Here is a 24,564-nt window from a genome sequence, read left to right on the forward strand (position 1 = left end):
CCCGACGCGCCGTTTTTTGTTCGTTTAGAGAGATTAGCTTGCGCGCTTCTCAGGGTTGAAGCGGCTGTCATCGGCCACTTGGAAGCGACCATTGCGCACTTTGGTGAAACGCCCTGCCTTGAGCAAGTCTGCAAAGCTGCGCAGCCCGTCTTCTCGATTGAACTCGTCGCTGGCCACAGTGCGCACGCGGCGCAGGATCTGTGGGCGAGAGAATTCATCCGCACCTTCAACGAAGGCGGTATAGGCGGCGGCGGCTTCCAGCAGGTCCGGCAATTCTGACGCACCCATGTTTTCCGCGAATTCCGCAAAAGAACCAGCGGCCTGTTGCTGCTGTGTGTCGTCCTTACGGGCGGCAACACGGCGTGGCACAACTGGGCCATCGCGCTGTTCCGTTTCAGGGAGGTCGACGCGCTGGGCGGCAACCAGTTTCAACGGAGCGGGGCGCGGGCGCTCAGTGCGGGTCTTGTCACGGAGTACCGGACGTGGACGAACCGCACCGCTTTCAGGCTGAACAACCTCGGAGAGGTCGTTGCGGAAAGCGTTTTCGACGTCCTGGTCGTCGTCATCCGCCTCACCAGCCATGCGCGCAGCTTCTTTGGCTGCAACAGCGGCCTTGAGCTGTGCGATTGCATCGCGGCGACGGCTGCCTTCAGGTTCCTGCATTTGAGCGTCTGTTTCAGACATCAAACGGTCCAGAGCGGAATCATCGACCTGTGGTTCTTCGGCGAAGAATTCAGAAGCAGCAGGGGCGTCTTCGACAACAGCTTCGACACTGTCTTCCATGTCGGAGTCGTCAACGTCGCTGACAACCGCATCTTCGTCTTGGTGTGCCATAACGCCAAGAATTGCACTGCTGAGGGTCGCGTCGGATGCAGCTGCATCTTCTTCCAGCTCTTCAGTTTCAGCATCGAGAATTTCGGCCTCTGCATCGTCTTCTTGCGTAACTTCAACGACCGTTTCAACTGCGTCCGCTTCGTCCTCAATGATCACATCTTCATGGATCGATTTCAGGTCTTCTGCGAGGTCGTCGTCAAGGTCAGCATCCGTATCGATATTGATGTCAGCGTCTGTAAAGTCGCTGTCTTCAAGATACTCATCCAGATCATCGGCACCGTCCAACAAGGCAAAATCAGGGCCCGTTGGTGCTGCTGATTCTGGTGCCTTTTCTTCGGCCATGGCTTTTTCGAAATCGGCACGTTTCATCCGGACAACACGTGCACGAGGGGCGTCGGATTGTACGGCGGCGTCTTGGATGTCCGCCTCATCTGAATTGTGTGCCATCACACGGGAGATTGTGTCCGACCCGTCTGTTGTATCGTCGTCATCATGTGCGGATGCGTCTTCGGCATCTGGCAAGAACGGTTCCGTTAGATCGTCGGAGTGATCATTGGACGGAGACATATCAGAAGACTGGCCAACAACAGCGCGGATACGCTGGAGTTTTGCAGCAACGCTTTCGGAGTCAGGGTGGGCTGGAACGGCAACCGTTTCGCTCACCTCTGTTTCGGGCGCTGGGTCTGACGCCGCGAGCGTAGAAGACAGCGCGTCATCGCGCGTTTCTTCGACGTCGGACCCAAGCGCCGCGTCCGCCGCCTCTGCCGTCGCAGTGCTTACGGATTCCAAAAGGGTTGTTTCATCTTGTGATGCATCGGTTGCCTCAGCCTCAGCCTCAGCCTCAGCCTCAGCCTCAGCTTCCGCCTTGGCTTTAATTTCAGCTTCCGCTTTTGCTTCGGCTTCCGCCTTAGCCTCGGCTTTGGCCTTCGCCTTAGCAACCTTTTCCGCTTTGCGTTTAGCTTTGGCGGCGGCCTTCTCGGCTTTGCGAGCGGCCTTTGCCTCTGCGTCAGCTTTGGCTTCTGCGGCTGCTTCAGCCTCTGCTTGTGCGGTACGCTCGGCAATATCGTCGGCGTCCTCTTGGACAACGCTATCATCGCCGCTAGATTGATCGCTCAATGCGGCGGCCCGCAGGACGATTTCACCATCATCCATGCGAGCATCTACGCGGCGTGAAATTTCACGCTCGGCGATTTTTGCCAACATGTCTGCATCAGGGGTGGGGGGTTCCGCACCAAAATACCGATCATCAGCGGCCAGACCGCGGAAATATTCCGCGATTGCTTTCATCGTGCTGAAGGAATCGTCGAATCCTTCAAGTGTGCACGAGAAAGTGCCGTATGAGACGGTAAGAATCTTACTTGTTCCAACCATTGTTTGCTCGCTTTCTACCCAACCAGTGATACCTTGTTTACCATCAATTGGTTCGCAATCCGGAACAGAACAGCGATAAACTGGGTATTATTTCGTGACCGTTTCAAGGCAAGTTTCCAAACTCGAGGGTAATCAAACGTGATCCGGCCAATTGTTTCAAGTTCCAGTCCAATAACGCTTATCGGCGGTGCAAACCCTGCACCAGATGCTCTTACCGTTGCGTTAAAGTGGGGCGAAACTGTGGTCTGCGCGGATGGCGGGGCGGATATGGCCCTGCTTGAGGGGCTGAACCCTGCCGCAGTTGTGGGGGATATGGATTCGATCTCCGAGTCGGGCAAACATGCCTTGAGAGACGTGCTGCACCCTATTTGCGAACAGGATAGCACCGATCTGGATAAGGCGTTGCGCAATATCGAGGCGCCCTTAGTGCTTGGCGTGGGGTTCAGTGGTGCGCGGCTAGATCATGAGCTGGCGGCCCTGACCGTTTTGGTGCGTTATCCTGAACGGCCCTGCATCCTTATCGGTGAAGAGACGTTTTGTTTACTTTGTCCGCCTGAGATTAACCTTGATCTCGAGGTTGGGTCACTGGTCTCACTTTTCCCGATGGCGGATGTAGGGTGTTCCAGCGAGGGGCTTCACTGGCCGACCGATGGGTTGCGGTTGGCACCGGACGGACGGGTCGGGACATCAAACAAGGCGACTGGACCTGTCACATTGCGGCCCGATGCACCGAAGTTGTTGTTGATTTTGCCGCGCGGCGCGCTGGAGCTTACGGTGCAGGCGCTTTTGCAAGGCTCTGGGCGATGGCCCGCTCGCGCAGGATAACATAAAGCCCAGCGGCGATCGTGATGCAGATGCCGACAGCGGCCAGCCCGTTGGGGAGGTCGCGAAACACCAGATACCCGATCACAGTCCCTATGGGGATTTCCAAGTATTGCATCGGGGCCAATGTGGCTGAGGGCGCGAACCGCAGGCTCCACGTCATCAGCAGATGGGCGAGGGTCCCCAAGACGCCGAGCCATAACAACAACCACCACGCCGATCCTGAGACGGGGGTGGTCTCCAATATCGAAACCGTTGGGAAGATCACCAGTGCGATCCCAACCAGCGGTGCGGCCATCAGACCGGAGAGGGCTTGTAGGCCAATTGGGTCGACATCCTTGGCGATTTTACGGGTTACCAACATAAAGAGGGCAAAGACAACGGCGACCCCCAAAGGAAGCAACGCAGGCGCGCCCACATCTATAAAGTTTGGCTGCACAACCAAGAGCGTGCCGCAAAACCCAACGGCACAGGCAATCAGCCGATGCGGGCCGATGTCTTCGCCCAAGAAGACCCGCCCAAGCAGCAACATGATAAACGGCATGACAAAGGCGATGGCGATCGCGTCGGCCAGCGGCAGATACTGAAGCGATGAAAACATCAATCCAATGCCCGCGATATGCAGCAGAGTGCGCAGCGCCGTCAGGCGCAACAATCGCCGGCCATTTGGCATCGGGTAGCCCAAAAAGACCACGAGCGGGAGCAGCAGCGCTGCCTGCACAGAAAATCGGATGAACACCAAAAACCCCACTGACATCTCGTCTCCCAATAGCTTGGCCGTAGCGTCGCCCAGCGGAGCAAGCACACAAAAGCCGAGCATCAGTAGAATGCCAAGGAACGGGCGATCAGGGGATTGGGACGTCATCAAGGCACGCTAGGGGGGATCACGTGGCGCGTCTAGAGAGATGGGCCTAAATCGGTGCCGCAGGGAGTTCGATCTGGCGGGCGTTCACCCGTTCACGGTGTATGACATAAAGACCTGATGCCATGATGACGAAGATACCGATCAAGGCCAGCCCGTTAGGGAAGTCGTCAAAGAACAGATAGCCAAGAAGTGCCGCCGTGATGATTTCCAGATAGTGCAGGGGCGCAAGCGTCGCTGCAGGGGCCATCGACAGCGCGTAGGTCATCATCATATGGGCCACAGTTGCAAAGAACCCGACGCCGAAGATCAACAGCCAATAGATCCCCTCGGGCCAGACCGGATCAAGCGTATCCCAACCACGTCCATCCGCGACCCATATCAGTGGTACAATCATCAGCGTCGCGGCCAGTCCTGTTTGAAACTGCATTTCAACGGGGTGCAATTGCCCGCGCAAGGACCGTGTGCTCAGCACATAGGCGGCAAACGTAAAGGCCGTTCCCAAAGGCAAAAGTGCGACATAGCCAAACGCCACAAAGCTGGGCTGGATAACCAACAAGCAGCCAGCAAAGCCCACAGCCGCCGCCAGCAAACGGCGCGGCCCGATGATTTCGCCAAACATGATCTTGCCAAACAGCAAGATGATAAAGGGTTCGACAAAAACAATCGCCAAAGCATCCGCCAAGGGCATGAACCGCAATGCGGCGATAATGAAATAGGTCGAAAGCATCAAGAACAGCGCGCGCATCGCGACCGGGACCCAAAGACCAACACGCAGCCGCAAAGACAGCCCCATCATCAGGCACACCGGCAACATCAACAAAGTTTGCACCAAAAATCGGCCAGCCGTGATCTGGCCAACAGGGATCGCGTCAGCCGCGATCTTCGCACACACGTCGAGCATGGGTGCGACCACGCAGAACCCGATCACCAGAGCCATGCCGAGAGGAACCCGATCCGGGCCCTGCGAAATTTGAGATGTTGTTGTCATCCAAGTGGTATGGTTGTCGCGGCACAACGCGTCCAGTCTGGAAACGACGCTTTCTATAACGATCGGCTCGGTTCAACAGTTCGGGACGTTCACCGCCAAGCCCCCCAAAGCCGTTTCTTTGTACTTTTCGGACATATCCGCGCCGGTTTGGCGCATGGTCTCGATAGCGGCGTCCAGCGGCACAAGGTGCGTGCCGTCACCGCGCATCGCCAAGGACGCCGCAGACACCGCCTTGATCGCGCCCAAGCCGTTGCGTTCAATACAGGGCACTTGAACCAACCCCTTTACGGGATCGCAGGTCATGCCGAGGTGATGTTCCAATGCGATCTCAGCCGCGTTCTCGATCTGCTCAGGTGTACCGCCCAGCACGGCGCAAAGGCCCGCCGCCGCCATTGCCGCAGCACTGCCGACCTCGGCCTGACATCCAGCCTCGGCTCCGCTGATCGAGGCATTGAATTTCACCAATCCGCCAATGGCCGCCGCCGTCAGCAGAAAATCTGGTATCTTCGTAGCCGTCGCGCTGGGCACATGATCCATGTAGTACCGGATCGTCGCGGGAACGACGCCTGCCGCACCATTGGTGGGGGCGGTGACAACCTGTCCACCAGCTGCGTTTTCCTCGTTCACGGCCATGGCGTAGGTCGACATCCAATCGTTGATCGTATGGGGCGCAGTGAGGTTCACACCAGACTCCGCTCTCAGCGCGTCATGGATGCCCTTGGCCCGGCGTTTGACGTTCAGCCCACCGGGCAAGATGCCATCCGTTTGCAGCCCGCGATCAATGCAGTCGTTCATCACCGCCCAAAGCCGTGTTAGCCCAGCATCAAGGTCCGTAGCATTCCGTCGGCTGAGTTCATTGCGGCGTTTCATCTGTGCGATGCTGATTCCACTTTGTTGCGCCATTTCAAGCATTTCAGAGGCGCTCTTAAACGGAAAAGGCACTGGCGCACCTTCGTCTTTATCAACGCCCGCCGCGAGTTCTTGTTCGGTCAGAACGAACCCGCCGCCGATCGAATAGTATGTCACTTCGGTGACCACATCGCCCTGCGCGTCCGTCCCCATGAGCTTCATGCCGTTGGCGTGACCGGGAAGGTTGGGTCCATAGTCGAATTCAAGATGTTCTGTGGGTGCAAATGTCAGTTGGCCTAACCCGTCAGGGGCAACCCAACCTTCAGCCGCGATACGGGCCATTTCGGCGTCTGCTTTGATGCGATCATAATCATCCGCGCGAAACCCCGCGAGGCCCAGTATCGTGGCGCGATCCGTTGAATGACCAACGCCCGTAAACGCCAATGATCCATGAAGGCTGGCCCGTAAGCCACTAACTTTAAACGGTTGCGCGCGCAGGTGGTCCAAGAACCGAGCGGCGGCAACCATGGGGCCAATCGTGTGGGAAGACGACGGGCCGATCCCGACCTTGAACATATCGAATACGGATAAGAACATCTAAACGGCGCTCCCTTCTGGTGGATTGGGCGGCTTGGGGGCGGTAAATGGGTGCGCCCCAAGACCCTCTGTGCGCATTGCGCGAAAAGCGGGTTCTGTTTGTTCCATCCGCTGCGCAAATGCGAAAAGGCGCGGGTAATCCGCCAGATCAAACCAGTGATCCCCACCGTAGATCGCGCACCATCGCAGCAATGGCGCAAGGTAGAAGGACGGTGCGGATGGTGCGGCTTCAAGCCAGTCCGCGTCTTTCGCGTCAGACAGCAGCGTCAACAGGCGTGCGATGCGGCGCCGTGTGGGCGCGCGCAGGTCTTCGATGTCCCCGTCGGTGTATGTATCGGGATAGAACATCATCCGTTGACTCGGGTGCAGGGTATTCCCAATCCATATCAGCCATTTAAGTGCCGATGTTCGCGTGGTATCGCCAGTTGGCATCAGGCCCCCAAACCGACCCTCCAACCAAAGCAAGATCGCGGTGGTCTCAAATATCGCGCCGTCCGGCGTGATCAGCGTCGGGATCAGCCCATTTGGGTTGATCGTAAGATATGCCGGATCGCGCTGTGCCGCGCTGGCACGATCCACCAAAACCGTCTCGAACGGCAGGTTCAAGTGATCAAGCGCAAGGCGAATAATCAGCGATGCGTTGTCAGGGGCGTAATGCAGGATCAGCTTTGTCATGGTTCAAGGATTCAGCATTCCAGTCACGCCAACCCGCCCAAACGCGACCGATAGAACGGGCTTTGCGTAAATTAGCCCGATTTGGACCATAGCGCCGCGCGTCCGAGCATCGTATATAGACAGGAAGTCTTTATCCCAGCGCAGGAGCTGCCCCATGCCGTCTGAACTGTCCCCCATCGACAAAGCCAAATTCGTTGCTGCGAAACAGGCAACCCAATACGTCGAAGATGGTATGAAAGTCGGCCTTGGGTCGGGGTCCACTGCTGCGTGGATGGTGAAATGCCTGGGAGAGATGGTCGAGAAAGAGGGTCTGCAAATTCAGGGCATTCCGACATCCACCCGCACCGCTGACCTTGCCCGTGAAGTTGGGATCAATGTGATCTCCTTGGATGAGGCCAAATGGCTCGACATCACGATTGACGGTGCGGACGAATATGATGGCAATCTCAACCTGATCAAGGGTGGTGGCGGATCACTGTTGCAGGAAAAGATCGTGGCAACGGCAAGCGATCAAATGGTTGTCATTGCGGATGCGTCCAAATCCGTTGAGACGTTGGGCAGTTTTCCCCTCCCGATTGAGGTGGTTCCATTCGGTTGGCAGACCACAAAAACACTGGTCGAAGAAACACTGATCGGCATGGATGTGCTGGGCCGTGAAATCAGCTTGCGTATGAATGGGGATGCTCCGTTCTACACAGACGAAGGCAACCATATCCTTGATCTTCACCTCAACCGGATCGGCAACGCGCGGCAATTGTCATTGGTTGTCAATCAGATACCGGGCGTTGTTGAGAACGGTTTGTTCATCGACATTTGTGACGTGGTTGTTATCGGCTACGGCGACGGCCGCGTGGAAGTTCGCGACATCAATCAAGGCACTGTCGAAGAAGACCGCATTGATTTTGTAGAGAACGAAAACCTGTTTGCGGACCTGAACGACTAGGTCTGTATCGACGGGCCAATGAACGGTACTGTGACTGGCCAAGCCTGCAGTGCTGTGCTTTACCAAGGTCCAAATTATCCCCCTTAGAAAGGCGCGCCCGATATGGCTGATTTTGATTACGATTTGTTTGTGATTGGTGGCGGATCAGGTGGCGTACGTGCCGCGCGGGTCGCTGCGGCAACAGGGGCCAAGGTTGCACTGGCCGAAGAATTCCGGATGGGCGGAACCTGTGTGATCCGTGGCTGTGTCCCCAAAAAACTGATGGTTTTCGCGTCTGAGTACCAAGAGATGTTTGCCGATGCCCGTGCGTATGGTTGGGACGTGCAAGACGGATCGTTCAATTGGTCAAAGTTCCAACCCAACCTTCACGCTGAACTAGACCGTCTTGAGGGGATCTACCGCAAATTGTTGGGCAATTCCGACGTCACGATATACGATTCCCGTGCGACTGTCAGCGGCCCCCATGAAGTGACCCTTGCGGATGGCTCAACTCATAGCGCCAAGCATATTCTCGTTGCCGTCGGCGGCCGCCCGTCTGTGCCGGACATGAAGAACGCGGATTTGGCGATTACGTCCAACGACATTTTCCTGCTGAAAGAGCTTCCCAAGAAGATCTTGGTTGTGGGCGGCGGTTACATCGCATCCGAGTTCGCTTGCATTCTCAACGGCCTCGGAGTCGAGGTGACCCAGTTCTACCGTGGTGCGCAAATCCTGCGTGGCTTTGACGACGAAGCCCGTGGGTTGGTGTCCGAGATGATGATCGAGAAGGGCGTTGATCTGCACCTCGGGACAAACGTCCTTGAAATGGAGAAGCACGAAGACGGAATTTGGGTCAAATGCACCAATGGGTCCGAAGCGGTTTACGATCAGGTGATGTATGCGACGGGCCGCTCGCCAAACACTGATGGCCTTGGCCTTGAAGAGGTCGGGGTTGAACTGGGCCGCAATGGTGAAATCATCGTGGATGATTACAGCCAGACCAAGGTACCAAGCATTTACGCCGTTGGAGATGTGACGAACCGTGTGCAACTGACGCCGGTGGCGATCCGTGAAGGCATGGCCTTTGTTGAGACCGTGTTCAACGGCAACCCAACAAAGCCAGACCACGAACTGATCCCGTCCGCGATTTTCACCCAGCCTGAAATGGGCACCGTTGGTCTGTCCGAAGAACAGGCCGCCGAACAGGAACCCGTAGAAATCTACGCCACATCCTTCCGACCGATGCAGACGGCGTTTGCAGAACGGCCCGATCGCGTGTTGATGAAACTCGTTGTATCAAAGGCAACGCGCAAGGTTCTGGGGTGTCATATCGTCAGCCCGCATGCGGGTGAAATGATCCAGCTTGCGGGCATTGCTGTGAAGATGGGGGCAACCAAAGAACAGTTTGATGCGACCTGCGCGGTTCACCCAACGATCAGTGAGGAACTTGTGACAATGCGCGATCCCGTGCGAACTGCTTGAACTTTGCGCGTAAAAGCACACTTATAGACAAGATGAATATGACCCGGAGGAAATGGGTCGCAACAAGGGAAGACAGGCTTAATGGCTGGAAACAACGGCGGCCCCTGGGGGGGCGGAGGCAATGATGGCGGTGACGACGATGACCGTCGCCGACCAAATGGCGACGGAAACCGCAATGGCGGGCAACGTCCACCGAACGATCCGCAAATCCCTGAATTTGATGAAATCATCAATAAAACCAAGGACCAACTGCGTGTTCTGATGGGCGGTGGCAATGACCGTGGTCGCGTCGGCGGCGGTGGTGGCGGTGGGGCCGGCGGTCCACAAGTCAGCCGTGGCATGATCGGTCTTGGTGTATTGGGCGCAGTCGTCCTATGGGCCGCGTCGAGCTTTTATACAGTTCGTCCTGAAGAAAAGTCGGTTGAGCTGTTTCTTGGCGAATGTATGGAACCGTGTATCGGTGACAGTGGTCTGAACTTTGCCCCGTGGCCTTTGGTCACATACGAGATCGTTCAGGTGACACGCGAACAAGTCATCAACATCGGTGAAGACCCTGTTCCACAAGAATTGTCCGACAATCCGTCCGTGTTGCGGATGCTTGAAGGCGACATCGGTTTGATGCTGACAGGTGACGAAAACATCGTCGATATCGACTTCCAAGTCGTTTGGAACATCACACGCCCTGATCAGTTCTTGTTCAACCTAGCTGAGCCAGAAGAAACAATCGCGGCGGTTTCTGAATCCGTTATGCGCGAAATCATCGCGCAGTCTCAGCTGGCGAACTTGAACCAAGATCGTGACAGCATCGAACAACGGATGCAGGAACTTACTCAAGAAACACTCGACAGCTACGATTCTGGTGTGAACATCGTGCGGATCAACCTTGGTGCTGCCGATCCACCCGCAACCCAAGTGCTGACCACAGATATTGACGGTGTCGAAGAAAAGACTTCGCCGTTGGCCGCGTATCGTGACGTGCAGGATGCAGAACAAGAACGCATCCAGCTGCAAAACCAAGCGGACGCTTATGCAAACCGTGAAACAGCTGGCGCACGTGGTAACGCCGCGCAAATCCTTGAAGACGCCGAAGGGTACCGCGCTCGCGTGGTAAACGAAGCCGAAGGTGAGGCCGCGCGTTTCGTTTCCGTTCTTGAGGAATACCAGAAGGCACCTGATGTAACCCGTCAGCGTCTGTATCTAGAAATGGTCGAAGACGTCTTTAGCTCCGGCAATATCATTTTGCTGGACGAAACAGGCGGCGACGGCGGGGGCGGCGTTGTCCCGTATCTCCCACTTGACCAACTGCGTAGCCCATCAACAGGAGGGTCGAACTGATGAATAAGTCACTTTATATTCTGCCAGTGATCGTCATTTTCTTGGCGGCAATCATCAGCTCGATCTTTATTGTGGATGAACGTGAAAAGGCTCTCGTGCTTCGATTTGGCCGCGTGGTTCAGATCAAAGAAGATCCAGGTCTCGGGTTCCGTATTCCAATGATGGATCAGGTCGTGACCTACGATGACCGGATCATTTCAATCGATATGGCCGCTCAGGAAGTCATTCCAAACGATGACCGTCGCTTAATCGTGGATGCCTTTGCCCGCTACCGGATTTCGGATGTGGAACTGTTCCGTCAGGCGACTGGTGCCGGTGGCGATCAAGCGATTGCAGTCGCAGATCTACGTCTTGAACGTATCCTGAACGCACAAACACGTGCGGTTTTGGGCTCGGTCTCTTCCGGTGACATCTTGTCCACGGACCGTGACGCGTTGATGCTACGTATCCGTAACGGTGCGATTACGCAGGCCAATTCCTTGGGTCTGACAGTGATTGACGTGCGCCTAAAGCGGACGGATCTACCAAGCCAAAACCTTGAACGTACGTTTTTGCGGATGGTTTCAGAACGTCAACGTGAGGCCGAGGACGAACGGGCACGTGGTCGCGAAGCCGCGACACGGATCACTGCGCAAGCGGATCGTACCGTGGTTGAACTTGAATCCGACGCCAGCCGTCAGGCGCGCATTACTGAGGGTGAAGCCGACGCGGCAAGCAACGCGATTTTCGCAGACGCCTATGGGCAAGACACTGAGTTCTTTGAATTCTACCGCTCGCTCGAGGCATACCGTGAAGGTCTGGCAACAGGGAATGCTCGGATGGTCATGTCGCCACCAGATGCATTCTTTGAATACTTGCGTTCACCGACGGGTGCGACCGAGTAATGATCGGAATAATCACCCTGGCCTTCGGGCTGGTGCTGATCGTAGAGGGGCTGGTGTACGCACTGGCCCCTTCGCTTGTGGAAGACATGCTTGCGGCGCTGCGGGCCATGCCTTTGGAAACGCGGCGGATCGTCGGGTTCGCTGCACTTTGCGCGGGTGTCGCATTGTTATGGTTGGCCGCCGCACTGGGCGCCTTGGAATAGACGCGACTTTTAGCTTATGAACGCTCACGTCTCGGTGACGGTTACGTGTTTGCCGTTGCGCCCAGCGTCTTTGGACCTACATTCTATGTCAACGGGCGCGCGCGCCCTTGTTAAAGTTTCAAGAAGGAGACGCTTTGTGCAGATGACAAAGAGATCACACCCACAGGCCGCCGTGCGTGCCCAAACCCAACAAGACAGTCGTCAGAAATGGCTAGGCGCTTTGTTGGTCGGTATGGCGCTCGCCGTGGCGACCGTTGTTCCGGTTGATGCGCAAAATCGCCCTGCGACTTTCGCTGAGTTGGCGGAACAAGTCAGCCCGTCGGTGGTAAACATCACCACCAGCACAGTGATCGCCAGCCGGACAGGCCCGCAGGGAGTCGTGCCTGAAGGCTCCCCGTTTGAAGACTTCTTTAATGACAACAACGATGGCGGCCAGCGCCGTTCGTCTGCTCTTGGATCCGGTTTTGTGATCTCGGCAGATGGGTTCATCGTAACGAACAACCACGTCATTGAGGGCGCTGACTCGATCGAAATCGAATTTTTCCCCGGTGATGGGCAGCCATCCGAACTCCTGCCAGCCGAGCTGATCGGCACAGACCCGAACACGGATATTGCGGTTCTCAAGGTCGAACACGACACACCCCTGCAATACGTCAGCTTTGGCGACAGCGATGGCGCGGGTTCTCGTGTTGGTGACTGGGTGATGGCGATGGGCAATCCGTTGGGGCAGGGGTTCTCTGTGTCTGCGGGTATCGTATCGGCGCGCAACCGCTCCCTGCAGGGGACCTATGACGACTACATCCAGACAGATGCCGCGATCAACCGAGGGAACTCGGGTGGACCGCTGTTTAACATGGATGGTGACGTGATCGGCGTGAACACCGCAATCCTGTCCCCGAACGGCGGCAGCATCGGCATCGGCTTTGCGATGTCGTCTTCTGTTGTGACCAACGTCGTGGATCAGTTGCAAGAATTTGGCGAGACCCGCCGTGGCTGGTTGGGCGTTCGTATTCAGGACGTCACAGCAGATATGGTTGATGCGATTGACGGGCTGGACGAAGCACGCGGCGCAATGGTCACGGATGTTCCCGCTGGTCCCGCAGAAGATGCAGGTATGGAATCCGGCGACATCATTTTGACTTTTGACGGTGTAGAGATCGAAGACACCCGTGAGCTGGTTCAGATCGTTGGCAACAGCCCTGTGGGCAAAGAAGTTCCCGTCGCGACACTGCGCAATGGTGAAATGATCGATCTGACGGTCGTACTTGGCCGCCGTGAGACAGCTGAATCGGTTGCCTTCCCAGATGATGGACCAGATGCAGGGGAACCTGACACAACCAACATGCTTGGCATGACCTTGTCCGAGGTTTCACCTGAAATGGCTGAGGAATTGGGTCTTGAGTTGGGCAGCGGTCTTGTGGTTGTCGAAGTCGAAACGGATAGCGAAGCCGAGACCAAAGGCCTATTGGCGGGCGATGTCATCACCGAAGCGGGACAACAGCCCATCACAGGCATCGTTGATTTCGAGGCGCGTGTTGAAGAAGCCCAAGAGGCTGGCCGCAAGTCTTTGCTGCTGCTTGTACGTCGCGACGGTGCGCCACGGTTTGTGGCACTTGGCCTCGAATAAATTAGACATCAGTCTAGTACGAAAGGGCGTCCCAATGGGGCGCCCTTTTCCGTTTAAAGCTGGTCGCGCGGTAGGGCGACCAACCCCAAGGAGCGTGCCGTTTTAAGGGTTAGGACACCTGTGTGGACATCGTTTTGGTCGGTCTGAAACCGCTCAATGGCGGAGACTGTACGTGTATCTATGGCGCCAGTAATCGTGCCACGGTAGTACCCGCGCGCCACCAATGCACGTTGCACCGAGGCGATGAATTCGGGCGTTTGAACGTGACCGCAAGGCGTCTCGAATTCGACCTCGCGGCGTTCGCGAAGGATACGCTGGCGCGTCACTGTACGGAATGCGGCGGGTTGCTCGACACTGCCATCGCTGCGCACGACAGCAGGTTGAACCATGATCTGTTCGGTCACGGTCTCAATGACGGCGGGTGTCGTGTCGCGCGCAAAGCAAGTGCCGATGTTGGAGTCCACGACCACGGGCGTTTCGAGTGGCCCTATGCTGTGATCCGCGGGGGTTTGATCTAGACGGGTGGGCGGCGTTTCAACACAGCCTGACAGGCCTATGATAACGGCAGCCGAACATACCGCGCCGAAACGGGCGGCCAAGCGAGTACGCTGGATCGGTGATGTTTGCATCTGCTCTGCCTATGGGTCTTTGCGCCCTATAATTGAGCCGTGTTAGCGCGATTTCGCCGTTTTACAAAGCACACAGCCTAGATGACGCAAAAATGAGCGGTAATGGTGTCGTATCCGCCACCAATTTCGCGCAAATGGGCTAGAAGGCGGGCGCGCTGCGGCCTATCTAGGGACAACGGAATGATTGAAAAGGGCCAACACAATGGCAAAGATTACATACATCGAACATAGCGGAACAGAACACGTCGTGGACGTTGCAAATGGCTTGACCGTTATGGAAGGTGCCCGCGACAATGGCATCCCCGGGATCGAAGCCGATTGCGGCGGCGCATGTGCCTGTTCAACATGCCACGTCTATGTGGATCCGTCTTGGGTCGAAAAGATCCCGGCCAAGGACGCGATGGAAGAAGACATGCTGGATTTCGCGTTTGAGCCAGATGCAACGACATCACGCCTGACATGCCAGTTGAAGGTTACAGACGATATGGACGGCCTGATCGTTCGTATGCCTGAAAAACAGATTTAACATGGCGCCGCGTCTCCCATTGCGACCGCTGACGGGTCTCGTGCGCGGCGCGGGGGTGATGTTGTGCCTAGGTGCAGCGTCACATGCGGCTGCCGAAGAGATTGTCGGGGCCGAGTTCGCGGGCCCGACGCAGCGGTATGCGCATGGTGTTTTGGGCGATGCGATTGAATATTCGGAGCTGGTGATCCAGACCCGTGACGGCAACAACCGCATACAATACCGTGCCACATTGCCAAGCGATCATGTGTTCGAGGATTTGACCCCGCGTCTTTGGGACATCACCGGTGATGGTGAACCCGAAGTGGTGGTGGTTGAAACAGATATGGCGCGTGGCGGGTCATTGGCGGTTTATGACGAGACTGGCAAAGTCGCTGAAACGGCGCATATTGGTCGGTCCAACCGGTGGCTGGCCCCCGTCGCAGCAGCGGATTTTGATGGTGACGGGCGTGTCGAAGTGGCATTTGTCGATCGTCCCCATTTGGCGAAAACCTTGCGCATTTTTGAATGGGACGGCGTTGGGCTGCGTTTGGATGCTGAAGTGTCAGGGCTGACGAACCACCGGATTGGCGATGCGTTCTTTTCCAGCGGCATGCGGGATTGTGGGACTGGGCCAGAAATGGTCACGGCGGATGCGGATTGGAGCGATCTTATGGTGATCCGGTTTGTCGAGGAATGGCAGGTGCGCTCTTTGGGGGCCTTTACGCCAGAGCGGTTGGCGGAGGCGCTAGACTGCGGGCTTTAGCGCCTAAGTCAGCACCGCAACGAGCGTCATCAGCGCTGCAATTTCTGTGATCTGTTGCGTCGCGCCAAGGACATCACCTGTTTGACCACCGACTTTGGCGCGTGCAATTTGCGCACAAACCAGTGTCGCCAGCAGGGTCACGATCAGAACCCATAGCGCTGCAAGCTGCAAAAGAATGATGGCAGCAAACCCTGCAATCCCCAAGGCCACCCAAGCTGTAGCGGGCTGCGGGCGACCCACAGAGTGGCTCAGCCCTTCGGTCCGCGCATGGGGCAGGTAGGCCATCATCGGCACCATCGCCGCACGGCTCAGCATCGCAACACAGATCAGCGCTAGCCAAAATGGGGTCACAAGCAGGAGAGCAACCGCCTGCCAACGCAGGCCAAGGCCGAGCACCAGAGCAATGACACCATAAACGCCCGTGTGGCTGTCTTGCATGATCTTAAGACGATTGATCCTGTCCCAGCCTCCCCAGAACCCATCTGCGCAGTCGGCCAACCCGTCTTCGTGCATCCCGCCCGTAGTGATGGCCAATGATGCAACGATCAGCCCCGCCGCCAGCGAAACCGGTAGCCCCAACCAAAGAGCAATTTGCCCAACGCAACACGCGATCACGCCGATGGCCAAGCCCGCGATGGGATAGGCCCAAGCGGCGGCCCCCCCGCGAGATGTCGCTAGCTCGGTGTTCACCGGAACGGGTAGGCGGCTTAACAATCCCAAGGCTGCGAACATATCACCAGCCGAGAAAAGGGGTGTTGTGTCGTCCTTAGGTGTCATCGGGCCGTTTCCTGTCTGGTCATTTCCGTTCCATTGGGTAGAGAGTGAGGCACAAATTTGCAATGAGGCCACGCCATGACCGCACCGTTCACCACACTTTCCGAATTCCGCGCCACGTTAGAGGCAGCGACAGGCCCAAATATGGCATCAATTGCAGGGGCAAAGGACCGCAACAACCAGCTGACCAAACCTCCGGGTGCGTTGGGCCGTTTGGAAGAGCTTGCGATTTGGTATGCGGGCTGGCGTGATACGGACCGCCCCAGCATCGAGGCACCCCAGATTGTGATCTTTGCAGGTAACCACGGTGTTTGCGCACAGGGCGTTTCTGCGTTTCCACCGGAAGTGACTGTGCAGATGGTGGCAAATTTTGAACATGGCGGGGCCGCGATCAATCAGTTGGCAAAGGCCAATGGCGCAAAAATGGATGTTCATGCGCTGGAGCTGGAAACGCCGACTAAAGATTTCACAGTTGAGGCCGCAATGAGCGAAGCCGAGGTAATTGCCGCACTAACTACTGGGTGGAATGCCGTTGATCCAACCGCGGATCTTTTCGTGACAGGTGAAATGGGCATCGGCAACACGACGTCGGCCGCGGCTGTCGCTGCGGCTGTTTTGGGCGGCACAGCGCAAGACTGGGTCGGGCGCGGGACGGGCGTTGATGATGATGGGTTGGCTCGAAAAGTAGATGTTGTTGATCGCGGACTTGCTTTGCATGACACAAGTGATCCGCTTGAGGCCCTGCGCTGCCTTGGTGGGCGTGAATTGGCGGCAATGGCTGGCGCAATTGCCGCGGCACGTCATCACCGCATTCCAGTGATCTTGGATGGTTTCATTTGTTCAGCCGCGGCCGCCACTTTGGAAAAGGCCGTTGAAGGGTCTTTGGATCACACCGTTGCGGGCCATCTGAGCGCAGAGGGCGCACATGGCCGTCTTTTGGATGCTTTGGGCAAACCGCCAATCCTGTCTATGGGGCTGCGTTTGGGCGAAGGGTCCGGTGGGGCTTTGGCGATTGGCGTTCTTAAATCCGCCATCGCCTGCCATTCCGGCATGGCAACATTTTCTGAAGCAGGCGTCGCGGCAGGTTAGTCTTGATTGGGCCGCTTCGCGCGGCCACCGAGACGGCTTTGATTGCGCTCTGTTTCATCCAAAGCCTGCGCCAATTGCGTTTCTAGATCGCGGTTGGCGGCCTTTGCGCGTTCGACATAGGCTTTGTTCTGCGCAATTGGGGTGTCTGGGTCCCAGACCTCTGCAAGGTCACGCAGGGTGGCGCGGTCATGGTGATAGAACGCCATCTCGGCCTCTGAAGCCTCGTAATCTGACAGCCCTAGATTTTCCAGAACATAGCGGCCCGCCCGCAATGACCCGTCAAACAATTCGCGCACGATATCGTTCGCGCCCGCCGCATAGAGTTCGTAGACGTGAACACGGTCACGTGCCCGTGCCACAATGTGCAGGTCGGGATAGTGTGTGCGGGCATATTTCACGAGGTTCACCGCCGAAGCTTTGCCATCCAGAGCGACCACAAGGACTGATGCCTGATCAATTCCTGCTGCATGCAGTATGTCAGGGCGGGTGGGATCCCCAAAGAACCCTTTGAACCCGAACGTGCGCATCAATTGCACCGTATTCAGATCGCTATCGAGCACCACAGTGCTGTAACCGCTGGCTTGCACAAGGCGGTTCACAACTTGTCCGAAACGCCCGATGCCTGCGATGATGACTCGCCCTTTTTCGTCAATATCGTCTTCTTCGTGCGGTTCCTTGGCATCCGATCCCATGCGGTGGGACAGGCGGTCATAGGCAATAAACAACAACGGGGTAATCAACATGGACAGTGCGACGACCAGCAGCAATTCTGCACTGAGCGCCGCTCCGATGACGTTTTGCTGCTCTGAAAACGCCAGCAACACGAAACCGAATTCACCAGCTTGCGCGAGGCCAAGTGTGAACAGCCAACGGGCGCGACCGCGTAAATCAAAGATCCGCGCCAGCAGATAAAGCACAGCCCCTTTGGCCAGCATCATCGCGATTGTTATGCCGAAAATACGAACCGGTGCGGCGAAAAGGGTGCCGAAATCGATCCCAGCCCCAACCGTGATAAAGAACAACCCAAGGAGCAATCCCTTAAAGGGGGCAAGGTCACTTTCTAACTCATGTCGGAATTCCGAGTTCGCAAGAACCACGCCAGCCAGAAACGTACCCAAGGCGGCCGACAACCCGACAAGGCTCATCAATGCCGCAATCGACACCACCATAAGCAGGGCCAACGCGGTGTACATTTCACGCAGGCGCGCGTGGTGGATGTAGCGAAACAAGGGGCGGGTCAGGAAGATCCCCACGAGGATGACTGACGCAACCGCTGCAATGGTCACAAGCGTCACCCCCCATGCAGGGAGACCGTCAACAAGGCTGATTGTGTGATGTGCAGCGTCGTCTACGTCGCTGCCAAGAGCCATAGAACCGTCGTCTTGCATTACAACCGGCGAACGCAACGCCAAAAGAGGCAACAACGCCAACATGGGGATAACGGCAATGTCTTGGGTCAGCAGAACCGAGAACGTATTCCGCCCGCCGCTCGTTTGCATAAGGCCTTTTTCATCAAGGGTTTGCAGAACGATCGCCGTCGAGGACAACGCAAAGATCATGCCAATGGCGAGTGCTGTTTGCCACGCTTGCCCTAAGGCCATGAACCCCACCATCAGCAACAACGTCGTTAGGCCGATTTGGAGGCCGCCAAGCCCGATCAGACGGTGCCGCATCCCCCAAAGGGCGCGTGGGTCCAGTTCCAATCCAATCAGGAACAACATCATAACGACGCCGAATTCTGCAACATGTTGAAGCTCTGCGGCTTCCGCCCCTAACAAGGGACCAATAGCGACCCCCGCAAGCAGGTAGCCAAGCACCGATCCAAGGCCAAGCCGCGCGGCCATCGGCACGGCAACCACAGCTGCCCCCAAGAGCAATGTCGCGAGAATGAGCGTGTCTTGCATCGGTATCCTGTCCGCCCATAGGCGGGGTAAATATGAAAGCTTAGCCGCCAACCTCAAGAGTGATGGCACGGCCCCGTTTTGTATAACTCAGAGCGCTGGCACTGATCGCAGTCACCCGACCGCTATCAAGACGATCCCCGACCGTGACCCGCACATAGCGGCCGTTGGCCAGGCGCACCAGGGCGCGCCGATCGCTTGAGCCACCGTAGATGCCAATGAGGTTCACTTCACGTAGGTTGATGGCGTTTTCCAGCGTTGCGTTCTGCGCCACGGAACCGGACGTCGGCCCGCTTGGCGCAACCGCAGCGGCGCGTGGCACGGCGGCGACTTGGGTTGCCGCGCGTTCTTGAGCGGCAGCCGCACGTTCAACGATGCGGGCCATGTTGCGCGGGCGGGTGTCAGGACGTTCACTTACGGCAACCGCTTGGGATGTCGCGTTGATGATCGGATCCGGACGGTTTGCGGCGGCTTGCACAGCGGCGGCAATCTCAGGCGAGATTTGCAGGCCAGCGGGGTCCTCAGGAACGACGGCAACTTCGGGTTCTGGCGCGGCGGGAGTTTCGGGATCAGGTTGTGGCTCGGGAGCTAGACCAGTAGGGCGGGTGCGGGGCCTGAATGCAGACGCCTGCGCCGTGGTGAGTTCTCCAAGCACAGGAGCGTTGGCGACTGCAGCGGCGGCTTGTGTCACAGCCGCGGGGCGCACAAGCGGGCGTGGCGTGTCGGCCGTTGGCGTTTGGGCCGTGCCGGTCGAAAGGGCTGCAGCAACCTCACTGGAGAGTGTTTCAACAGCGGCGTCAATTTGTGGGGCTGTTGTGCCAGGGCGTGCGGGTGGAAGAATCGGTGGCGCACCGGCGATAACATTCAACCCCTCGGGTTGCGGCGAGGTCAGTTCGGTTTCTGGCGCGGTCGCAACCGGCGTTTCAGGTTCAACTGGCGTGACGGGCGTCGCCGTGGGGGCAACCGTCCCGGGCCGGATCGGCGGTAGAACTGTTGGTGTACCGGCCAGCACCAAAAGACCGTCTGTTGCAACGAGAGGCCCTGTGCCATCTTCAACAGCGGCAACCGTGGGCGCGGGCGCTGGGGCCGTGGTCCCCGTGCGAACTGGCGGTTCGATGACGGGACGGCCATTGATGATTACGACGCCGTCCGGCGCGTCTTCGACAGGTTCGGCTGTGTCAGGAATGACTGCAGCGAGTTGATCTTGTGGAGTAATCTCAGGGGCAACAGTGCCAGGGCGTGTTGGCGGGTTCAGGGCTGGGCGGCCTGCAATCACGACGATCCCGTCAGGTGTAGCACTGCCTTCAGGCGTTGCGACAACAACGCCGTCAGCGCCAAAGTTAAAGGTTTCGTCTGGGGCCGGTGGGTCAATCGGTGTCGCGATCAAAGCGTCGCCTGCCACGCTGCTGGCACTGGCCAGGGGGCTGGGCGGAACACGTGGAACCGCCTGCGACGCTGTACCAACCGCCATCGCGTCGATGCTGGTTGTACGGGGGGTAAGTGGAATGCGAGGGGCCCTTTGCCATACGCCGGTCGCGGCGTAGATGCGTGTTGCTTCTTCTGGGGAAAGGACCTGTCCTCCAGAAGGGGGTGTCGGTGTGGCCAAAGCGTCAGGCGCATTGACCGCGGCGTCGGCGTCGTCTGGCTGCAGCGCGGCCACCTCCGAAGCCGACGGGTCAACGGTGTCAGGATCGGCTGCGATCTGGGTATCGGAGCTGCCAAAGCCAAACCAACCTGCGATGCCGTCTTCTGACATCGCCGCGAATGCCGCAAACGCCAGCAAGAAAAGCAGTAGAACAGCTGTCAGGATCAATCCCAAGAACCGAGGCTTGCCGCCAACAACGGGCTTGGGCTTGGGCTGCTTGCGTGCTCCAAACACTGTAAGACGGGATTTCTCTTCTGGAGCGGCTTCTTTTGGTTCCGGCGCTTGGGCCTTTGCATCGGCGCGGGCCATGCGGCGGCTGGCAAACATGCCACCCACGGTGCTTCCAACGGCGGCGGCCGCGCCAAGTGCTGCCGCAGCAGCGCCTTTGCCGTCTGAGGGTTCCGTCACTTCGTCTTCAACGTGATCGGGTTCAACCATCAAGGACGCAGACGCGACAGCGGCGTCTACGGGCAGGGCGGTAGAGGATTCGCCTGTGATTGCGGGGGCCGTTTCCGGCTCGGGCACGTTGGCCGACAAAGTGGGTGTTGGCGCCTGCACGGGGGGCATTGTTTCATCACGGGCCGGTGCGGACACGGGCGGCATTGCGTCTGTGCCTTTGCCTGTTGGAACCGCAAGAGGCGGCGGGGCCGTGCGGCTGAATACCGGTTCCGTGCGCTGGGGCGCGGCAGGTGCTTCGGTGGCAGACTGTGGCGCGGGGTGACCATCGTTGCGATCTGCGCGAAGGCGCGATGCGAACACGGGCGCTTCTTCGGGGATTTCCTCGGGCGTGTCCTCAGTGATCTCTTGAGTTATTTCCTCTTGAGCCTCGTCTGAAACGGCTTCGACGTTCTCCGCGATTTCGTCGACCAAAACTTCAGGTGTTTCAGCCTCTGCTTCGGGTGCCTCAACCTCGGGCGCCGCTTCAGGCTCAGGATCAGCGGGCGTTTGATCTTCGAAAATGTCGTGGACGGGTTCCTCTGGCTCTGGCTCTTCAAGTACAGGTTCTGCGACGTCGACTGTTTCGGTATCTGCCGCGTCCTCGATGAGGGTTTCAACTTCGGGCTGTTCATCCTCGACGGGGACGTCTTCATCACCTGCTTCAACTTCAGACGTTTCGGGTGCGGCAGTGGCCGCGATGACCACATCCGACTGACCCGTTACGATGACCGGCTCTGCATCTCGCTCTGCTGTATTGCCCTCGGTCGCGCCAAAAAACGCTTCGCCCACGTATGTGAACGGTTCGGGTACTGCGGCAAAACCAACGGGGTTAAACCCGTGTTCGCTCGCAAACTGCTGGGCTTCGCTTAGGGTGTCCTTGGCGACGGCCGCGACATAAGTGCGGCCCCCACCTTTGACGTAGTCAAAGGACAGGTCCTCAACCGCGTAAGGGGTGGCACCGTCCAAGGCCGCCCAAACATCGGCCTCCTCTGCGCGGGTGGTGTCCAGCGCGAGGTATTTGATTTGGTCGTTTGGAATCAAAAGTTTGGTTGAGATTCCTGAGGGTTCAAGCGTCTCGGCGGCATCGCGTAGGTTCGACAAAGCGCCAGTCAGGTCAGGGTTGTCCAACGCCACCTGACCGACCAAATGCCAACCATCCGCAACGCGGTGCATGAGGCGCAAACCATCAAACGACAAAGACAGTGCAAAATTCGTTTTCATCTTCGTGACTTAGCATCCCCAATCGAGGCTGCAAACACCCCTTTTTCTTATAGATTCAAGGTATAGCAAGGAATCGCGCACGCCAAGGTTAAGAATCTTGTCTTTCTCCCCAAGGATCGGGGTCTGATATACGTCATACATAGCATCAGTCCTAATTCTCGGAGAAATTTTATGCGTTCAATTATTGCCCTGCTGCTCGTGGCGGCCACTTTGGCCAGCGCCGCACTTGTCGCCCCTGCGTCAGCGGAAGAAACACCACGTACAATAACCGTAAACGGCAACGGAGAGGTCAGCGTGGAGCCCGATATGGCAACGATCAACATCGGCGTTCAGACCGAAGCCGAAGACGCCGCAACGGCGCTGGATGGTGCGAGTGGTGCGACGGCCGCTATACTGGCCACTTTGGACGTTGAGGGGGTTCTGCCTGAAGATATCAGAAGCGGCGCCATCCGTCTTAACCCGCGCTATAGCCAGAGCGTTCTAAGTTCGGGCAATCAGATCACGGGGTATCAGGCGGTTAATTCTGTCGAAGTGATCGTGAATGATCTGGATCAGCTTGGTGGGTTGCTGGCGGCAGTGGTCGGGGACGGGGCGAACCGGTTGGATGGTGTCCAGTTTGGTCTTCAGGATCCAAGCGAAGCCATGGACGAAGCGCGCCGTCGTGCTGTCGCCGAAGGCGCTCGATTGGCCGCGCTTTATGCAGGGGCGGCGGGTGTTCCTTTAGGTGATCTTTTGCGTCTGAGCGAAGGTGGTTCAAGCGGCTACAACCCAATGCGCGCTGAACCTGTGATGTTGGAAATGGCGGCTTCGTCGCCCCAATACGATGTGCCCATCTCGGCTGGAAAGATCGAATTGCGGGCGTCGGTTTCGTTGGTCTATGCGATTGGCGACTAAAGAAATTGGCTTCGCCTTTCTGGGGCGAAGCCATTGTTTTGTAATGCGGATTTGTGGTGCGACTACATCTTTGGAAAGTAGTCCTCGCACGTACCTTCGCGGTAGACATCCGCTGTGCAGCAATGCAACCCGCCACCAAAGGCATAAGCATCGCGCAGGTCAACTTCGACCACTTCCATACCAAGTTTATCCATCTGTTCCGCCTGATAAACCTCTGATTTTTCGACACAAACTGTCTTTGGGTCTAGAACCAGAACATTCATCGACAGCCACGTTGAAGAATAACAAAGCGGCGGCGGCGTGTTGTGGGACGGCTGGGCCGCATCGACGATTTCCCAGTCGTTGTCTTCAAACATTTTGCGTTGATCGGCTGGCAAGCGGCGCTGCGGGTTGTTCAAGATCAGACCGGGGCGCAGGGGCGTGAACGTCGCATCAATGTGAATCGGATAAGGATCACCGGGGAAGTTCACGGTGTGGACGCGGTGATCGGGGAAGTGGCGGCGCAGCCATTCGATGCCCTTAAGGTTCGTTGTGAACCCGTGTTGCACCACCAAATCACGGCCAAACCGCAGCACGTCGGCAGCATCAAAAAGCGGTTCTTCTTCGGTGGTGACAAAGAACTTTTCAGCCGCCCACTGCAAGCGCTTTGCATCGCCAATCTTCTCGGACAGATAATCAGGGTGATAATCCGCATCCGTCAGGCGTGGTTTGGGCGCAGATTCGTGGCGGAAATTCGGGTCCTCATCGAAATACTGCTGCATCAACGGGCGGTAGTTGAGATATTCAAACCAGCGGCAGCGATAGGACATCGTCGCCTCAAGCATCTCTGATCCGACTGTCAGCAAGACATCCCGTGGTGGCATGCAGCCAAATTGGCTATCGGTATGAAAATCCGGCGTTGTGGCGGGCAGGGAATGGTCGATGGACGTCGGGCGATCCACGCGAACGCCACGCTTTTCCAACATGGATGCAAAGTTATCCAGCAGTTCATTGGCGCGGTCGATGGTTTCTTGCGGGCGGCGGCCCCATTGGCCGCGCATGTCGCTGTCCTCGGGGACTTTCGCATCCAGTGCGGGTTCCTCTGGCGGGATGTGGCAATCATCTGCACGGCCAACAATCACGTGGCGAAGCGGGTCCCATTCGTTCCAGCTGTTAACGACAGTTTTTTGCATCATGATCCCCTTCAATGCCAATTCTTGAACATTGGTAGGGAGGTTTATTTGACCGCACAAGACATAAGAAAAGGGCCCC

General features: G+C 57.4%; 21 protein-coding genes. 11 read left to right on the forward strand and 10 right to left on the reverse strand.

All coding sequences use genetic code 11. From position 1 onward, the window contains the following. Window positions 1-33: 33 nt before the first annotated feature. On the reverse strand, window positions 34-2,121 hold the full coding sequence (locus tag KO486_RS06520; protein WP_252734606.1) for a hypothetical protein: 2,088 nt from the start codon (window positions 2,119-2,121) through the stop codon (window positions 34-36). A gap of 222 nt (window positions 2,122-2,343) precedes the next feature. Here KO486_RS06520 and KO486_RS06525 point away from each other — a divergent pair, with 222 nt between their 5' ends. Continuing rightward, entirely contained in the window at window positions 2,344-3,030 is a 687-nt protein-coding gene (locus KO486_RS06525; protein ID WP_216036442.1) for a thiamine diphosphokinase, read from the forward strand. Here the strand turns inward: KO486_RS06525 and KO486_RS06530 are convergent. The 4 genes from KO486_RS06530 to KO486_RS06545 form a co-directional block, all read right to left on the reverse strand. Next, entirely contained in the window at window positions 2,975-3,892 is a 918-nt protein-coding gene (locus KO486_RS06530) for a DMT family transporter (RefSeq protein ID WP_252734607.1), read from the reverse strand. The genes KO486_RS06525 and KO486_RS06530 overlap by 56 nt on opposite strands. A gap of 46 nt (window positions 3,893-3,938) precedes the next feature. Beyond that, window positions 3,939-4,880 (reverse strand): DMT family transporter, encoded by a 942-nt coding sequence (locus KO486_RS06535; protein WP_216036443.1) that lies wholly within the window; start codon window positions 4,878-4,880, stop codon window positions 3,939-3,941. Between the two features lie 72 nt (window positions 4,881-4,952). Beyond that, window positions 4,953-6,326 (reverse strand): L-serine ammonia-lyase, encoded by a 1,374-nt coding sequence (locus tag KO486_RS06540; RefSeq protein WP_216036444.1) that lies wholly within the window; start codon window positions 6,324-6,326, stop codon window positions 4,953-4,955. Then, a complete protein-coding gene (locus KO486_RS06545; protein ID WP_216036445.1) occupies window positions 6,327-7,001 on the reverse strand; it encodes a glutathione S-transferase family protein in 675 nt (224 codons plus the stop codon). Between the two features lie 154 nt (window positions 7,002-7,155). Between KO486_RS06545 and rpiA the strand changes: the two genes are divergently transcribed. The 6 genes from rpiA to KO486_RS06575 all read left to right on the forward strand — a co-directional run bounded on the left by rpiA (window position 7,156) and on the right by KO486_RS06575 (window position 13,454). Next, window positions 7,156-7,944, forward strand: a complete 789-nt coding sequence (rpiA, locus tag KO486_RS06550; protein ID WP_216036446.1) for a ribose-5-phosphate isomerase RpiA — start codon at window positions 7,156-7,158, stop codon at window positions 7,942-7,944. A gap of 102 nt (window positions 7,945-8,046) precedes the next feature. Beyond that, complete coding sequence (gene gor, locus KO486_RS06555) at window positions 8,047-9,405, forward strand: glutathione-disulfide reductase (protein WP_216036447.1); 1,359 nt, start codon at window positions 8,047-8,049, stop codon at window positions 9,403-9,405. 81 nt (window positions 9,406-9,486) lie between these two features. Then, window positions 9,487-10,740, forward strand: a complete 1,254-nt coding sequence (gene hflK / locus KO486_RS06560) for an FtsH protease activity modulator HflK (protein WP_216036448.1) — start codon at window positions 9,487-9,489, stop codon at window positions 10,738-10,740. After that, a complete protein-coding gene (locus KO486_RS06565; RefSeq protein ID WP_216036449.1) occupies window positions 10,740-11,624 on the forward strand; it encodes a protease modulator HflC in 885 nt (294 codons plus the stop codon). The genes hflK and KO486_RS06565 overlap by 1 nt, the downstream gene beginning before the upstream one ends. Window positions 11,625-11,626: 2 nt before the next feature. After that, a complete protein-coding gene (locus tag KO486_RS06570; protein WP_216037524.1) occupies window positions 11,627-11,827 on the forward strand; it encodes a DUF2065 domain-containing protein in 201 nt (66 codons plus the stop codon). A gap of 232 nt (window positions 11,828-12,059) precedes the next feature. After that, complete coding sequence (locus KO486_RS06575) at window positions 12,060-13,454, forward strand: Do family serine endopeptidase (RefSeq protein WP_252734669.1); 1,395 nt, start codon at window positions 12,060-12,062, stop codon at window positions 13,452-13,454. Between the two features lie 53 nt (window positions 13,455-13,507). Here KO486_RS06575 and KO486_RS06580 read toward each other — a convergent pair whose 3' ends face one another. Further along, entirely contained in the window at window positions 13,508-14,083 is a 576-nt protein-coding gene (locus KO486_RS06580) for a peptidoglycan-binding domain-containing protein (RefSeq protein ID WP_216036451.1), read from the reverse strand. Window positions 14,084-14,285: 202 nt separating this feature from the next. Between KO486_RS06580 and KO486_RS06585 the strand changes: the two genes are divergently transcribed. Both KO486_RS06585 and KO486_RS06590 read left to right on the forward strand, forming a co-directional pair. After that, entirely contained in the window at window positions 14,286-14,609 is a 324-nt protein-coding gene (locus KO486_RS06585; RefSeq protein WP_216036452.1) for a 2Fe-2S iron-sulfur cluster-binding protein, read from the forward strand. Window position 14,610: 1 nt separating this feature from the next. Next, window positions 14,611-15,351, forward strand: coding sequence for a VCBS repeat-containing protein (locus KO486_RS06590; protein WP_216036453.1), 741 nt, complete (start codon window positions 14,611-14,613; stop codon window positions 15,349-15,351). Window positions 15,352-15,354: 3 nt separating this feature from the next. On the opposite strand, the gene KO486_RS06595 is transcribed toward KO486_RS06590, so the two are convergent. Then, window positions 15,355-16,128, reverse strand: a complete 774-nt coding sequence (locus KO486_RS06595) for an adenosylcobinamide-GDP ribazoletransferase (protein ID WP_216036454.1) — start codon at window positions 16,126-16,128, stop codon at window positions 15,355-15,357. 75 nt (window positions 16,129-16,203) lie between these two features. Here KO486_RS06595 and cobT point away from each other — a divergent pair, with 75 nt between their 5' ends. Further along, window positions 16,204-17,214: a nicotinate-nucleotide--dimethylbenzimidazole phosphoribosyltransferase gene (gene cobT / locus KO486_RS06600; RefSeq protein ID WP_216036455.1), complete on the forward strand. Its 1,011-nt coding sequence runs from the start codon at window positions 16,204-16,206 to the stop codon at window positions 17,212-17,214. Here cobT and KO486_RS06605 read toward each other — a convergent pair. Continuing rightward, complete coding sequence (locus KO486_RS06605; protein WP_216036456.1) at window positions 17,211-19,118, reverse strand: cation:proton antiporter; 1,908 nt, start codon at window positions 19,116-19,118, stop codon at window positions 17,211-17,213. The genes cobT and KO486_RS06605 overlap by 4 nt on opposite strands. 40 nt (window positions 19,119-19,158) lie before the next feature. Beyond that, window positions 19,159-22,419: a hypothetical protein gene (locus KO486_RS06610; protein WP_216036457.1), complete on the reverse strand. Its 3,261-nt coding sequence runs from the start codon at window positions 22,417-22,419 to the stop codon at window positions 19,159-19,161. Window positions 22,420-22,590: 171 nt separating this feature from the next. On the opposite strand from KO486_RS06610, the gene KO486_RS06615 reads away from it, so the two are divergent. After that, window positions 22,591-23,313, forward strand: a complete 723-nt coding sequence (locus tag KO486_RS06615) for an SIMPL domain-containing protein (RefSeq protein ID WP_216036458.1) — start codon at window positions 22,591-22,593, stop codon at window positions 23,311-23,313. Between the two features lie 62 nt (window positions 23,314-23,375). Here KO486_RS06615 and KO486_RS06620 read toward each other — a convergent pair whose 3' ends face one another. After that, on the reverse strand, window positions 23,376-24,485 hold the full coding sequence (locus tag KO486_RS06620; RefSeq protein WP_216036459.1) for a serine/threonine protein kinase: 1,110 nt from the start codon (window positions 24,483-24,485) through the stop codon (window positions 23,376-23,378). Between the last annotated feature and the right edge of the window lie 79 nt (window positions 24,486-24,564).

Origin of the sequence: Octadecabacter sp. B2R22, from assembly GCF_018861045.1 — a bacterium.
Taxonomy (GTDB): Bacteria; Pseudomonadota; Alphaproteobacteria; order Rhodobacterales; family Rhodobacteraceae; genus Octadecabacter.

Bases quoted from the DNA above. Each gene is read 5' to 3' on its own strand.
- KO486_RS06520 (WP_252734606.1), bottom strand. From the start codon at position 2,121: ATGAAAGCAATCGCGGAATATTTCCGCGGTCTGGCCGCTGATGATCGG.
- KO486_RS06530 (WP_252734607.1), bottom strand. From the start codon at position 3,892: ATGACGTCCCAATCCCCTGATCGCCCGTTCCTTGGCATTCTACTGATG.
- KO486_RS06535 (WP_216036443.1), bottom strand. From the start codon at position 4,880: ATGACAACAACATCTCAAATTTCGCAGGGCCCGGATCGGGTTCCTCTC.
- KO486_RS06540 (WP_216036444.1), bottom strand. From the start codon at position 6,326: ATGTTCTTATCCGTATTCGATATGTTCAAGGTCGGGATCGGCCCGTCG.
- KO486_RS06545 (WP_216036445.1), bottom strand. From the start codon at position 7,001: ATGACAAAGCTGATCCTGCATTACGCCCCTGACAACGCATCGCTGATT.
- rpiA (WP_216036446.1), top strand. From the start codon at position 7,156: ATGCCGTCTGAACTGTCCCCCATCGACAAAGCCAAATTCGTTGCTGCG.
- gor (WP_216036447.1), top strand. From the start codon at position 8,047: ATGGCTGATTTTGATTACGATTTGTTTGTGATTGGTGGCGGATCAGGT.
- hflK (WP_216036448.1), top strand. From the start codon at position 9,487: ATGGCTGGAAACAACGGCGGCCCCTGGGGGGGCGGAGGCAATGATGGC.
- KO486_RS06565 (WP_216036449.1), top strand. From the start codon at position 10,740: ATGAATAAGTCACTTTATATTCTGCCAGTGATCGTCATTTTCTTGGCG.
- KO486_RS06575 (WP_252734669.1), top strand. From the start codon at position 12,060: ATGGCGCTCGCCGTGGCGACCGTTGTTCCGGTTGATGCGCAAAATCGC.
- KO486_RS06580 (WP_216036451.1), bottom strand. From the start codon at position 14,083: ATGCAAACATCACCGATCCAGCGTACTCGCTTGGCCGCCCGTTTCGGC.
- KO486_RS06585 (WP_216036452.1), top strand. From the start codon at position 14,286: ATGGCAAAGATTACATACATCGAACATAGCGGAACAGAACACGTCGTG.
- KO486_RS06590 (WP_216036453.1), top strand. From the start codon at position 14,611: ATGGCGCCGCGTCTCCCATTGCGACCGCTGACGGGTCTCGTGCGCGGC.
- KO486_RS06595 (WP_216036454.1), bottom strand. From the start codon at position 16,128: ATGACACCTAAGGACGACACAACACCCCTTTTCTCGGCTGGTGATATG.
- cobT (WP_216036455.1), top strand. From the start codon at position 16,204: ATGACCGCACCGTTCACCACACTTTCCGAATTCCGCGCCACGTTAGAG.
- KO486_RS06605 (WP_216036456.1), bottom strand. From the start codon at position 19,118: ATGCAAGACACGCTCATTCTCGCGACATTGCTCTTGGGGGCAGCTGTG.
- KO486_RS06610 (WP_216036457.1), bottom strand. From the start codon at position 22,419: ATGAAAACGAATTTTGCACTGTCTTTGTCGTTTGATGGTTTGCGCCTC.
- KO486_RS06615 (WP_216036458.1), top strand. From the start codon at position 22,591: ATGCGTTCAATTATTGCCCTGCTGCTCGTGGCGGCCACTTTGGCCAGC.
- KO486_RS06620 (WP_216036459.1), bottom strand. From the start codon at position 24,485: ATGCAAAAAACTGTCGTTAACAGCTGGAACGAATGGGACCCGCTTCGC.